Raw genomic sequence first — 13,798 nt, forward strand, 5'->3', positions numbered from 1 at the left:
CCCTCCCGTCCGCTGCCCCGGCCCCTCGAGGAGCACCGTGAGCACCGCCGTCCCCGCCTCCCCCCACCGCCCCGACGAGTTCTCCGCCCGGCGGCTCGCCGGGACCCCGATCGCGGTCGTCGGCATGGGTGGGCTCTTCCCGCAGGCGCCGACCGCGCGCCACTACTGGCAGAACATCGTCGACGGCACCGACTGCACCGCCGAGGTCCCCGCCGACCGCTGGCGGATCGCCGACCACTGGGACCCGGACCCGGCGGCGCCGGACAAGTCCTACTCCCGCCGCGGCGGGTTCGTCCCCGACGTCGAGTTCGACCCGCTCGAGTTCGGGCTCCCGCCCAACCAGCTCGAGGTCACCAGCGCGCTGCAGACGCTCTCGCTCGGCGTCGCCCGGGGCACCCTCGCCGACGCCGGGGCCCCCGGCTCGGGCTGGTACGACCCGAGCCGCACCGGGTGCGTCCTCGGCGTCACCGGGCCGGTCCCGCTCATGCACCCGCTCGCGGCGCGGCTCTCGACGCCGGTGCTGCGGGAGGTGGTGCGCAGCTGCGGGCTCTCCGAGGACGACGGCCGCCGCATCGCCGACACCTACGCGCAGGCCTTCGCGCCGTGGGTCGAGAACTCGTTCCCGGGGCTGCTGCCGAACGTGACGGCGGGGCGGGTCGCGAACCGGCTCGGGCTCGGCGGCATGAACTCGACGGTCGACGCGGCCTGCGCGGCCTCGCTGTCGGCGATCCGCGTCGCGGTCGCCGAGCTGGTCGACGGCCGCGCCGACCTCATGCTCACCGGCGGCGCCGACACCGAGAACTCGATCTTCATCTACCTGTGCTTCGCCAAGGTCGGGGCGCTCTCGCACACCGACCGCATCCGTCCGTTCGACGCGTCCGCCGACGGCACGCTCATCGGCGAGGGCATCGGCATGCTCGCCCTCAAGCGCCTCGCGGACGCCCGCCGCGACGGTGACCGGGTCTACGCGGTCATCTCCGGCCTCGGCTCGTCGAGCGACGGCCGGCACAAGAGCATCTACGCCCCCCGCGCCGAGGGGCAGCGCCTCGCCCTCGAGCGCGCCTACGACGACGCGCAGCTCTCCCCGTCGGAGCTCGGCCTGGTCGAGGCCCACGCGACGGGCACCGCGGTCGGCGACCGCACCGAGCTCACCGCGCTCGGGGGCCTGCTCACCGACCACGGCGCCGCGCCCCGCTCGGTGGCGATCGGCAGCGTGAAGTCCCAGATCGGCCACACCAAGGGCGCCGCCGGCACCGCGAGCCTCATGAAGGTCGCCTACGCCCTGCACCAGCGGGTGCTGCCCGGGACGATCAACGTCGAGCAGCCGAACGAGGCCCTCGGCGCCGACTCCGCGCTCTACGCCAACACCCGCACCCGCCCCTGGGTCAGCGGCCGGCCGCGCCGCGGCGCCGTCTCCGCGATGGGCTTCGGCGGCACCAACTTCCACGTCGTGCTCGCCGAGGAGCCCGTCACCGGGCCGCGGCCGGTGCTGCACCGGACCGCGCGGTCGTGCGTCCTCCACGCCGCCGACGTGCCGGCGCTGGTGGCGCTGCTCGACTCCGACGCCCGTCCCGACGACGGGCCGGTGCCGGACCACCACGTCCGCGTCGGCTTCGCCGCGGTCGGCGACGAGGACGCGGCGGAGCTGCGGGCGCTGGCCGCGTCCGGCCTGCGGGCGCTCGCCGACGACGCCGCGGAGTGGTCGCACCCGCGTGGCATCTGGTTCCGCCGCCGCCCGCTCGCCGACCGCCGGGTGGCGGCGGTGTTCGCCGGCCAGGGCAGCCAGTACCTCGACATGGGCCTCGACGCCGCCTTGAACGACCCGGCCGTGGCCGACGCCCTCGACGTCGCTGACGCCGCGGTGCCCGGGCTCGGCGCCACGATCTTCCCGCCGCCGGTGTTCGACGCGGCGCAGCGCCGGGAGCAGGAGGCGGCGCTGCGGGCGACCGCGTCCGCCCAGCCGGCGATCGGCGCCCTGTCGGCCGGCCAGTTCCGGTCGCTCTCCCAGCGCGGGCTCACGGTGTCGGCCGCGCTCGGCCACAGCTTCGGCGAGCTCACCGCACTGTGGGCCGCCGGCTCGCTCACCGACACCGACTTCTTCACGCTCGCCCGGGCGCGGGGTGCCGCGATGGCGCCGACCGGCTCGGGCGACCCGGGGACGATGGCGGCCGTCTCGGCGTCGCGCGACCGGGTCGAGGCGCTGATCGCCGACGCCGGGCTGGACGACGTCGCGGTGTGCAACCACAACGCCTCCGAGCAGGTCGTCGTCGGCGGCGGCACCGAGCAGGTCGAGCGGTTCGTCGCGCGGTGCGGCGAGCAGGGGATCGGCGCGAAGGCGCTGCCGGTCGCCGCCGCGTTCCACACCGCGCACGTGGCGCACGCCGTGGCGCCGTTCCGCGAGGCCGTCGCCGCCGTCGAGATCGCCGAGCCGCGCGTCCCCGTCGTCGCGAACACCGCGGGCGCCGCGTACGGCGCCGACGTCGCGGCGAACCGGGACGTGCTCGTCGGGCAGCTCTCGTCGCCCGTCGAGTTCGTCGCCGGGCTGGAGGCGTTGCGGCCCGCGGCCGGCATCGTCGTCGAGTTCGGCCCGAAGCAGGTGCTCACCGGCCTCGTGCGCCGGGTCCTGGGCGACGAGGTCGTCGCCATCGCGACCGACGCCGGCCCCGTCGGCGACTCCGACCTCGCCCTCGAGCAGGCCGCCGCCCGGCTCGCCGTCCTCGGCGTGCCGCTGTCCGCCCCGGTGCGCGGCGCGGTGCCGGCGCTGCCCGAACGCCGCTCCGGCGGCATGACCGTCACCCTCAGCGGCGCCGAGCACGTCCCGGCCTCCCGGACCGAGGCGTACGCGGCGGCCCTGGCCGACGAGCGGCCGTTGGAGGCCGTCGCGGCGGCCGCCACCACGTCCGCCCCCGCGGTCACCGCTCCCGCCGTGGCCGCTCCCGCCGTCGCCCTGCGCGAGGGGAACCTTCACGCCACAAGAGCGCTCGATTCCTCCCCTCACGGTGGGAGCGCGGCCGCCGTCGTCCCGAGTGACGGGTCCCCTCGCGCAGTGGAGCAGGCCGTGGGCGCCCCCCGCCCGATCACCCCGGAGGTCCCCGTGCCCGAGACGTCCACCGACGTCCTCGCCCAGCACGCCGCCCTGCACACCCGCTACCTCGACGGACAGCTCGACCTCGCCCAGCGCCTCGTCGACACCTGGCGGACCGACGCCGGCCCGGACACGACCGAGCGTCTGCGCGCCGTCGCCGACCACGCCGACGCGATGTCGCGGGCGCACGTGCGCGCCAACGAGGTGCTGGCCTCCCTGGCGGCGCTCGACGGCGCGCCGGCGCTCGAGCAGGGCGCGGCGGCCCCGGCAGCGATCGCGGCCGACGTCGTGACCGAAGGGTCCCCTCGCGCCATAGAGCCGGCGGCGGGCGCCCTTCGCCGGGACGTTCCGCCCGTCGTCGTTCCGAGCGACGGGGCCCCTCGCGCGGTAGAGCCGCTCGTGGGCGCCCCTCGCCACGAGGTGATCGCGACGAACGGGCACGCGCCGACGACGCCGTCCACGCCGGAGCCGGCCCCCGAGGCCACCGGGTTCGACACGGCCGCGTTGCGTCAGGTGCTGGTCGAGGTGGTGGCGGACAAGACGGGCTATCCGGCGTCGATGGTGAACCCGGGGCTGGACCTGGAGGCCGACCTGGGGGTCGACTCGATCAAGCGGGTGCAGGTGTTGGGGGCGGTGCAGGAGCGCTATCCGCAGCTGCCGGCGATCGGCCCGGAGTCGATGGCCGAGCTGCGCACGCTGGACCAGATCGTCGAGCACTTCGCGGCCGACGTCCCGGCCGCCCCGGCAGCACCGGCCGTCGGCGGGTTCGACGCCGCCGCGCTGCGGCGGGTGCTCGTCGAGGTGGTGGCCGACAAGACGGGTTATCCGGCGTCGATGGTGGACCCGGGGCTGGACCTGGAGGCCGACCTGGGGGTCGACTCGATCAAGCGGGTGCAGGTGCTGGGGGCGGTGCAGGAGCGCTATCCGCAGCTGCCGGCGATCGGCCCGGAGTCGATGGCCGAGCTGCGCACGCTGGACCAGATCGTCGCCCACTTCGCCAGCGAGCCGACCGACACGACCGACACCACCGACACCCCGGCCACCCCCGCACCGGCGCCCGCACCCGTCGTCGGGAACGGGGACCTGGGACGGCACGCGGTCGAGCTCGTCGACCTCCCCGACCGGGAGGACGGGGCGCCCGCCTTCGCCGCCGACCCGGTCGCCGTCCTCGTCGACCGCGGCGGCCCCGAGCCCGACGCGCTGGAGGCCGCGCTGACGGCGGCGGGCTGGACGGTCCGCCGGGTCGGCCTGCCCGAGACGATCGGGTGCGACTGGCTAAACGCCCACGACGAGCGCACGGTCGACGGCCTCGACGAGGCCCTGACCGGCCGGGTCGATGCCGTCCTGGTCGCCCTGCGCGACGACGAGGACCTGCCCGGCAGCGTCTGCCAGCTCGCCGACGCGGTGCTGATCGCCGGCGCCGCGAAGACCCCGCTCACCCGGACCGCCGCGGCCGGTACCCGCGCCGCCTTCGTCACCGTCACCCGGATCGACGGCGGCCTCGGCCTGCTCGGCCACCGCATCGCCGCCGACGCAGCGCTCGCCGGGGTCGGCGGCCTCGTCAAGACCCTCGCCCGCGAGGCGCCCGGGCTGTTCTGCCGGGCCCTCGACATCGCCCCCGTCGACGGGCCCGACGCGGCCGCCGCCGTCGTGCTCGCGGAACTCGGCGACGCCGCCACCGACGTCGTCGAGGTCGGCGTCGACGCCGAGGGCCACCGGCGCACGGTCCGCGTCGCCGACCGGCCCGCGCCGGCCACCGGCGACGGCACGCCGGTCGGCGGGGACGACGTCGTCGTGGTCACCGGCGGCGCCCGCGGCGTGACCGCGTCGTGCGTCCGGGAGCTGGTGCGCCGGGTCGCCCCGGAGGTCGTGCTGCTCGGTCGGACCGCGCTCGCCGAGGAGCCCGCGTGGGCCGTCGGCGTTCCCGACGACGGGCTCACCGCGGCCGCCGCCGCCGCGCTCGGCGCCGACGGACGGCCCAGCCCGCGCGACGTCGCCGCCGCCCGCGACGACGTCCTCGCCCAGCGGGAGGTGCGGGCCACGCTGGAGGCCGTCCGTGCCCACGGGGCGACGGCACGCTACGCCGCGGTCGACGTCACCGACGCCGACCAGGTCCGCGACGCCCTCGCCGACGTCGCCCACCGCGCCACCGTGCTCGTCCACGCCGCCGGGGCCCTCGCCGACGCGAAGCTCGAGGACAAGACCCGCGCCGCCGTGCACCGGGTGCTCGCCCCGAAGCTCGCGGGCCTGCACCACGTCACCGAGGCACTGCGCGACGCCCCGCTGCACACGGTGGTGCTCTTCGGCTCGGTCGCGGGCGTGCACGGCAACCCCGGCCAGGCCGACTACGCCCTCGCCAACGAGGCGCTCGCCCGCATCGGCGCCAGCGCCGACCGCCACCGCGCCCCCCGGCACGTGACCACCCTGTCCTGGGGCGCCTGGGACGGCGGCATGGTCACGCCCGACCTGCGTGAGCACTTCCGCGCCCTCGGCGTCCCGCTCATCGATCCCGACGACGGGTCCCGCGCGTTCGCCGACCACCTCACCGGTGGGGCCACCGGCTGGGTCCTGCTCGGCGCACCCGACCCGCTCACCGGGGACGAGCCCCGACCGGTCGCCCTGCCGGCGACCACCTCCCGCGACCTCGAGGCGCTGCGCGAGGACCCCGTCCTCGCCGCGCACCGCATCGGAGACGACCCGGTGCTCCCCGCGACCGTGGCCCTCGGCTGGATGATCGACGCCACCGAGCGACGCAGTCCGGACCGCGTCGTCACCGGAGTCCGCGACCTCGCCGTGCGCACCGGGCTGGTGTTCGGCGCCGAGCCCGCCGAGCGGCTCACCGCCGACCTCGACGCGCCGGGCCCGGACGGCACCGTCGCGGTCGCCGTCCGCGGCGCCGGGTCCGCCCCGCGCTACTCCGCGACCCTCCGACTCGGGCCGCCCGGCACGACCGCGCCGCCGGTCCGGGACCTCCCCACCGGAGCGGGGGAGGACGCGAGCGGGCTCTACCGTCGCGCCGTCCTCTTCCACGGCCCCGTCCTGCAGGGCGTCCGACGGGTCCTCGAGCAGTCCGACCAGCGCGTCGTGCTCGCCTGCGAGCTGCCCCTGACCCCGCTCGCCCGCGGCGCCTACGCCGGTCGACGGCACGACCCGGTGACCGCCGACGTCGTCCTGCACGGCCCGCTGGTCCTGGGCCACCGGCTCCTGGGTTCGGCCTGCCTGCCGCTCGCGGTCGGGCGGATCGAGCTCGACGCGGTGATCCCGGCGGGCGAGCGGTTCGTGCTCCTCGTCGAGAACCCGCGGGCGAGCAGCAGCACGCTGCGCTGCGACGTCACCGTGTGTGCCGCCGACGGGCGGGTCCTGCAGCGGTGGATCGACGTCGAGGTGGTGACCACCGCGGGCATGGACGACCGCTTCGCCCGGGGGGTCGCCTCCTGGAACGGCACCGCCACGGTGGCCGGCCGATGAGCGCCGTCCTGGAATTCGACGGCGAGGCCTTCGACCCGCTCGCGGCCCCGGCCCCCAGCGCTGCTCCGGCTGCCCCCGCTGCCCCGGTGGCCGTCCCGACGACGGGTGCCGGCTCGCCCGGGCCCGCCGCGACCCTGGCCCGGCTGCGCGCCGGCGTGGTCGCCGCCCACGCGAGCGCCCTGACCGCGCAGACCGCACTGGCCCGCCGTGTGCTGATCGGTGGCCCGAGCCCGTCCGGCCCCGCCCGGACCGACCGGACCGGAACGACCGGGTCGTTCGTGCAGCGAGAAGCCACGAACGGGCCGCTCATTCCGAACGCACCGCCCCCACCCACCCGCGAGGCCGCCTTCAAGCCGCCGGCCCGGCCGGAGCGCGCCGAGCTCGACCGCGCCGCCCTCGACGCGCTCGCCGCCGGGGACCTGGCCGGGGTGTTCGGGCCGGCCTACGACCAGCACGGCACCAACCCGGCGGTCCGCACCTCCGGCGGGCAGCTCGACGCCGTCGCCGGGCTCGACGTCCGCGGCGGCGCCGGGGGGCGCGGCGGACTCCGGGCCACCCCGGCCGCCGGCGCCACCCTGCGCGGCGCCGCCGTCGAGGCGGTCGAGGTCCTGGCGGTCGCGCTCGGGCTGCCACTCGTGCTGGCCGGCACCGCGCTGGCGGCCACGACCGACGCCCCCGAAACTCCGGTGGGCGGGGACCTGACCGTCGACGCCCTCGAGGTCGACCTGATCCCGCGGCCGCACGTCGTCGCCCGGGTCGGCGCCCATGAGGTGACCGTCACCGTCCGGGAGCTGCCCGGGACCGTGGTCGGCCCCGACGCCACCGGCCGGCTCGCCACCTCCGGCCGGGTCTGCTCGCAGGGCGAGCTCGCCGTGCTCGGCGAGTTCCACTTCACGCACATGGCGCGCGGTGAACCGGGCCTCGCCCACGGCCCGCAGTACGCCCACCTCGTCGGGCGACGGGCGACGCGGCTGCCCAGCCACGGGCTGCAGCTGGTCGACCGGGTCGTGTCGATCGACGGCGAGCGCGGCGCCTTCACCGACGCCACGTACGTCACCGAGTACGACGCCCCGGCCGACGCCTGGTACTTCCACGACACCGGCAACGTCGACGCCCCGAACGTGATGCTCATGGAGACGTCGCTGCAGTCCGCGCTGCTCGTCGGCTACCACCTCGGGGCCACGCTGTCCGACCCCGGACAGGACTACGTGCTGCGCAACCTCGGCGGCACGGCGACCCTGCGCCGCGAGCTGGACCTCCGGGACCGGACGATCCGCCAGCACTCCCGGATCACCGCCACGACGCCGATGCCCGGCTCGATCCTGCAGGATTTCACGTACTCCCTGACCGTCGACGGTGAGCCCTTCTACGACGGCGAGTCGATGTTCGGGTTCTTCACCGCCACGACGATGGCCAACCAGACCGGGCTCGACGGCGGACGCGACGTCCCGACCTGGCTGGACCGCGAGCGGCCCGCCCGGCGCCGGACCCTCGACGCGGCCGCGCGCTGTGCCGCCGGCGGACCCCGGACACCCGTCGACCACCTCGCCCTCCTGGAGCACGTCACGGTCGTCGACGACGGCGGCGAACACGGGCAGGGCTACCTCCACGTCTCCCAGCCCATCGACCCGGGCGCCTGGTACTTCGCACGCCACTTCCACCTCGACCCCGTCATCCCCGGGTCGCTCGGTGTCGAGCAGGTGCTCCAGGCCATGCAGGAATGGGCGCTCGACGCCGGGCTCGCCGACGAGCTCGACGACCCGGCCTTCGTCGTCCCGGTCGGCGCCCCGCTGACCTGGCGCTACCGGGGCCAGGTGGTTCCGACCGACGGCACCGTGACCTTCGAGGTGCACCTGCGGGGCGTCGAGCGCCGACCTGGTCGCATCCGCGTCAGCGCCGACGCGAGCCTGTGGAAGCCCGGGCTGCGGATCTACGAGGTGCTGAACGCGACCGTCGAGCTGCGCGAGGACGGAGCTGCACCGTGGACGCCCTGACCACCCTCGACCGCCCCTGCTGGGCCGTCGCCGGTCCCCGGGGCCCGGTCCTGACGACGGAGCCTCCCGCGGCCGGGCAGCGTGTGCTCGCCGCCGTCGGGCCGATCCGCGAGGAGTCGCTGGGCGCCGCGGCGTTCCGGCGGCACCACGGTGTGCGCCGGGCCGTGATGAGCGGCGCCATGGCGGGCGGGATCGCGTCGGCCGCCCTGGTCGCCGCCATGGCCCGCGCGGGCTACCTCGGCTCGTTCGGCGCGGCAGGCCTCACCGCCGCCCGCATCGAGGAGGCCCTCACCGAGCTGGACCGCGTCGGCGCCCCGTACGCGGTCAACCTCATCCACAGCCCGCACGAGCCGGCGCTGGAGCGCATGATCGTCGACGCCTGTCTGCGGCACGGGGTGCGCACGGTCGAGGCGTCGGCGTTCCTCGACCTCACCGAGGAGGTCGTCCGGTATCGGGCGACGGGCCTGCGGCGTGAGCCCGACGGCAGCGTCGCGACCGACCACCGCGTCATCGCCAAGGTCTCCCGCGCCGAGGTCGCGTCGGTCTTCCTGCGGCCCGCCCCGGCGCCGCTGCTGCAGCGGCTCGTCGGACGCGGCGCGATCACCGCCGAGCAGGCCGACCTGGCCCGCCGGGTGCCGGTGGCCGACGACCTCACCGCCGAGGCCGACTCGGGCGGCCACACCGACCGCCGTCCGCTCCCGGTCCTGCTGCCCGCCATGCTCGCGCTCGCCGAGCAGGTGGCGCGGGAGACGGGTACGACGACGGCGCGGGTCGGCGCCGCAGGCGGCATCGGCACCCCGATGGCGATGGCCGCCGCGTTCGCCGCCGGCGCCGCCTACGTCGTCACCGGCTCGGTCAACCAGTCCTGCGTCGAGGCCGACCAGTGCGCCGCGACCAAGGAGCTGCTCGCCGCCGCCGGGGTCGCCGACACCGTCATGGCGCCCTCGGCAGACATGTTCGAACTCGGCGTCGACGTCCAGGTGCTCGGACGCGGCACGATGTTCCCCGCCCGCGCCCGGCGGCTGTACGAGCTCTACCGCAGCCGCGACTCGCTGGCCGACCTCACCACCGCCGAGCGCACCGAGCTCGAGGAGCGCATCCTGCGCCGGCCCGTCGTCGACGTCTGGGACGACACCCGGCGCTTCTTCGCCGAGCGGGACCCGTCGCAGGTGAGTCGCGCCGAGGCCGACGAGAAGCGGCGGATGGCCCTGGTGTTCCGCTGGTACCTCGGCCTGTCGTCCACCTGGTCGAGCCGCGGCGAGCCGGACCGGGTCCTCGACTACCAGATCTGGTGCGGCCCGGCGATGGGCGCGTTCAACGCCTGGGTCGCCGGCACCCACCTCGCCGCCCCCGCGCACCGCCGCGTCGCCGACGTCACCGACGCCCTGCTCCACGGCGCCGCCGTCGAGGCCCGCGCCACCGCCCTGCGCCTGGCCGGGCTGCGCCTGCCCGCCTCGGCGAGCACCTACCGCCCGTCACCGCCGACGGACGACGGGCCCGGCTCCGTCGCCGCCCACGCCACCGCCCGTGCTCTCGCCACCCGGGAGAACCGATGACCGCCGCCCGTACCGACGACACCGGCGACTGGCTGGTCTGTGCCGGCTGCCGGACCCTGCTCTACGCCCGCCGCTTCCGCCGCCACCGCCAGGTCTGCCCCGACTGCGGGCACCACGCCCCGCTGACCGCCCCGGAGCGGGTCGCCGACCTGTTCGACGCGGACACCGCCCGCACCTGGGAACCGACCGCCACCGACGTCGACCCGCTCGGCTTCGTCGACAGCCGCCCCTACCCGCAGCGCGTCGCCGAGGCCCGCGCGCGCACGGGGCTCGACGAGGGCGTCCTCTGCGTCCGCGGCACCGTCGCGGGCCGCGCCGTCGTCGCCGCCGTCATGGACTTCCGCTTCCTCGGCGGCAGCCTCGGCGCGGCGGTCGGCGAGCGGATCACCGCGGCCGCCGAGGCCGCCCTGGCCGAGCGGACGCCGCTGCTGCTCGTCTGCGCCTCCGGGGGCGCCCGCATGCAGGAGGGCGTCGTCGCCCTCATGCAGATGGCCAAGACCGTCGCGGCCCTGCGGGCCCTCGACGAGGCGGGGGTGCTGACGATCTCGCTCGTCACCGACCCGACCTACGGGGGCGTCGCGGCGTCCTTCGCCACCCTGACCGACGTCGTGATCGCCGAGCCCGGCGCCCGCCTGGGATTCGCCGGCCGCCGCGTGATCGAGCAGACCATCCGCGAGGACCTGCCCGAGGGCTTCCAGACCGCCGAGTTCCTGTTCGCGCACGGCATGCTCGACCTGATCGTCCCGCGCGCCGAGCTGCGGACCACGATCGGCCGGCTGCTCGGCGCCGCGTCCGCCGGCGGTCCCCGGCCGCTGCGCACCTCCCCGCTCGTCACGGACCCCGCGACGTTGCCCGAGCGCGACCCCTGGGAGGCGGTGCGACTCGCCCGCCGGCTCGGGCGCCCGACGACGCTGGACTACCTCACCCACGTCGTCGAGGATTTCGTCGAGCTGCACGGCGACCGCCGCCACGGCGACGACCCGGCGATCGTCGCCGGCCTCGGCCGCCTCGACGGCCGGCCCGTCGCGGTCGTCGGGACCCAGAAGGGCCACGACGCGGCCTCCCTCGCCGCCCGCGGCTACGGCATGTCCGGCCCGGCCGGCTACCGCAAGGCGGCCCGCGTGATGACCCTGGCCGCGAAGCTCGGCCTGCCCGTCGTCACGCTGATCGACACAGCCGGCGCCTACCCGGGCGTCGCCGCCGAGGAGCAGGGCCAGGCGCTCGCGATCGCCGAGAACATCGGGCTGATGGCCTCGCTGCCGGTGCCGGTCGTCGCCGTGGTCACGGGGGAGGGCGGCAGCGGCGGGGCGCTCGCCCTCGCCGTCGCCGACCGCGTCCTCGTCTGCGCCAACGCCGTCTACTCGGTGATCAGCGCCGAGGGCTGCGCCTCCATCCTCTGGAAGGACGCCGCGCAGGCCCCGCGCGCGGCCGCGGCCCTGCAGGTCGACGCCCGCGCCCTGCTCCGGCTCGGCATCGCCGACGGCGTGGTTCCCGAGCCCGGCGACGGCGCCGACTCCGACCACCTCGTCGCCGCCCGCACGCTGCGCGACGCCGTGTCCGCGGCCCTCCAGACCCTCGAGGGTCACGACGGCGGGTCGCTCGTCGCCTCCCGCCGGGCCCGGTTCCGCGCCTACGGCGCCGAGACCGCGGTCGGTGCCGCCGACGCCACGCCGACCGGGACCACGCCGGCCGGGACCACGCCGGCCGGGACCACGCCGGCCGGGACCACGCCGACCGGGACCACGCCGACCGACGCCCCCGCCGAGCTCGACGTCCGGGAGTCCGCATGAGCACCGCGCCCGCCGCCCGGGACGGCCACGGCACGCTGCTGACCTCCGACGCCGGGACGGCGCCACCCGCGCACGACGGGGCCGCGCCCCCGCCCGCCGAGCTGGACGCCGTGCTCGCCGTACTCGTCCGCCACGTCCGTGACCTGGCACCCCTCGGCACGGTGCGGGTCGCCGCCGGCGCGGTCACCGTCGAGGTCGGGCCGGGCACTCCCGCCCCCGCCGCGGCGCCCGCCCCCGCGCCCCCACCTGCCGTCGGGCCGCCCGTGACGGAGGCGGCGCCCGCCGCCGTCGTCGGGGAGGGACCGACGGTGTGCTCGACGACCGTCGGCGTGTTCTACCGGGCCGCCGAGCCCGGGGCGACGCCGTTCGTCGGCGAGGGCGACAGCGTGTCGGTCGGGCAGCAGATCGGCATCGTCGAGGCGATGAAGCTGATGATCCCGCTGGAGTCCGACCGGTCCGGGACCGTGGCGGAGTTCCTCGTCGGCGACGGCGAGGCGGTCGAGCACGGGCAGCCCGTGCTGCGGCTGGTGGGCGACGCGGGGGCGCCGTCGTGAAGAAGGTGCTGATCGCGAACCGCGGCGAGATCGCGGTCCGGGTGATCCGGGCGTGCCGGGACCTCGGGCTCGGCACCGTCGCCGTGCACTCGGCGGCCGACCGCGACTCGCTGGCCGTGCGGCTGGCCGACGAGTCGGTGCAGGTCGGGCCGGCTGCGGCGCGGGCGAGCTACCTCAACATCCCGGCGCTCGTCGAGGCCGCGCGCATCCGGGGCGCCGACGCGGTGCACCCCGGGTACGGCTTCCTCTCCGAGAACCCCGACTTCGCCGAGGTGTGCACGGCCGAGGGCCTGACCTTCGTCGGGCCTCCCGTCCCGGTGATCGAGGCGCTGGGGGACAAGGCCCGCGCCCGGGCCACCGCGATCGAGGCCGGGCTGCCGCTGCTGCCCGGCTCCCGCGGCGAGCTCGCCGACGCCGACGCCGCCCAGACGCTCGCCGACGAGATCGGCTACCCGGTCATCATCAAGGCGGTCGCCGGCGGGGGCGGGCGCGGGATGGCGGTGGTGCGCCGCGCGGCGGACGTCCCACGCGCCTGGGCCGAGACCCGCGCCGCGGCCGTCGCCGTGTTCCGCGACGGCCGCCTGTTCCTGGAGCGGTACCTGGACTCCGCCCGCCACGTCGAGGTGCAGATCCTCGCCGATGCGCACGGCCACGCGGTCCACCTCGGGACCCGCGACTGCACCCTGCAGCGCCGGCACCAGAAGCTCGTCGAGGAGTGCCCGGCCCCGGCCCTGCCGCCGTCGTTCCTCGCCGAGATCGCCGACGCCGCCGTGCGCATGGTGCAGGCGTCGGGCTACGTGGGCGCGGGGACCGTGGAGTTCCTCGTCGACCCCACGATCCCGGCGTTCTTCTTCATGGAGGTCAACTGCCGGCTGCAGGTCGAGCACCCGGTCACCGAGATCGCGACCGGGATGGACCTCGTCGCCGAACAGCTGCGGATCGCGGCGGGGGAGCCGCTCGGGTACACCCAGGCCGACCTGGTGGTCCGCGGCGCCGCCCTCGAATGCCGCATCAACTGCGAGGACCCGGCCCGCGGCTTCGTCCCGACGCCCGGCCTCATCGCACGGTGCGACCTGCCCGCCGGGCCGTTCGTGCGCGTCGACACCCACGTGCACGCCGGGTACCGGGTGCCGGCGGCCTACGACTCGCTGCTAGCGAAGGTCGTCGTCTGGGCCCCCGACCGCGAGCGCGCCCTGGCCCGGATGCGCGGCGCCCTGTCCGAGGTCCGCATCGAGGGCCCAGGCATCGCGACGACGGCGGGCTTCCTGCGCGACCTGCTCGACCACCCCCGCGTCGTCGCGGTGGAGCACGACACCTCGACGGTGGCTGACGCCATGTGAGCACTTTCCGT

General features: G+C 76.8%; 6 protein-coding genes. All 6 read left to right on the forward strand.

Translation table 11 applies throughout. From position 1 onward, the window contains the following. The first annotated feature begins 37 nt into the window (after nt 1-37). The 6 genes from A3CO_RS0105895 to A3CO_RS0105920 are packed head-to-tail and all read left to right on the forward strand — an operon-like array spanning nt 38 to nt 13,787. The gene (locus A3CO_RS0105895; RefSeq protein WP_018331312.1) at nt 38-6,553 is read left to right on the forward strand and encodes a type I polyketide synthase; all 6,516 of its coding nucleotides are present in this window, start codon (nt 38-40) and stop codon (nt 6,551-6,553) included. Continuing rightward, nucleotides 6,550-8,547, forward strand: coding sequence for a hotdog family protein (locus A3CO_RS39935; protein ID WP_018331313.1), 1,998 nt, complete (start codon nt 6,550-6,552; stop codon nt 8,545-8,547). Before A3CO_RS0105895 ends, A3CO_RS39935 begins: the two co-directional genes overlap by 4 nt. After that, entirely contained in the window at nt 8,535-10,103 is a 1,569-nt protein-coding gene (locus tag A3CO_RS0105905) for a PfaD family polyunsaturated fatty acid/polyketide biosynthesis protein (protein ID WP_018331314.1), read from the forward strand. The genes A3CO_RS39935 and A3CO_RS0105905 overlap by 13 nt, the downstream gene beginning before the upstream one ends. Beyond that, nucleotides 10,100-11,893 (forward strand): acetyl-CoA carboxylase, carboxyltransferase subunit beta, encoded by a 1,794-nt coding sequence (gene accD / locus A3CO_RS30355; RefSeq protein WP_018331315.1) that lies wholly within the window; start codon nt 10,100-10,102, stop codon nt 11,891-11,893. The genes A3CO_RS0105905 and accD overlap by 4 nt, the downstream gene beginning before the upstream one ends. Next, nucleotides 11,890-12,447, forward strand: coding sequence for an acetyl-CoA carboxylase biotin carboxyl carrier protein (locus A3CO_RS30360; RefSeq protein WP_018331316.1), 558 nt, complete (start codon nt 11,890-11,892; stop codon nt 12,445-12,447). The genes accD and A3CO_RS30360 overlap by 4 nt, the downstream gene beginning before the upstream one ends. After that, nucleotides 12,444-13,787 (forward strand): acetyl-CoA carboxylase biotin carboxylase subunit, encoded by a 1,344-nt coding sequence (locus tag A3CO_RS0105920; protein ID WP_018331317.1) that lies wholly within the window; start codon nt 12,444-12,446, stop codon nt 13,785-13,787. Before A3CO_RS30360 ends, A3CO_RS0105920 begins: the two co-directional genes overlap by 4 nt. The last annotated feature ends 11 nt before the right edge of the window (nt 13,788-13,798 follow it).

Source organism: Actinomycetospora chiangmaiensis DSM 45062 (assembly GCF_000379625.1).
Classification (GTDB): Bacteria; Actinomycetota; Actinomycetes; order Mycobacteriales; family Pseudonocardiaceae; genus Actinomycetospora; species Actinomycetospora chiangmaiensis.

Excerpts from the sequence above, each read along its gene's own strand:
- A3CO_RS39935 (WP_018331313.1), top strand. The coding sequence starts at position 6,550 with ATGAGCGCCGTCCTGGAATTCGACGGCGAGGCCTTCGACCCGCTCGCG.
- accD (WP_018331315.1), top strand. The coding sequence starts at position 10,100 with ATGACCGCCGCCCGTACCGACGACACCGGCGACTGGCTGGTCTGTGCC.
- A3CO_RS30360 (WP_018331316.1), top strand. The coding sequence starts at position 11,890 with ATGAGCACCGCGCCCGCCGCCCGGGACGGCCACGGCACGCTGCTGACC.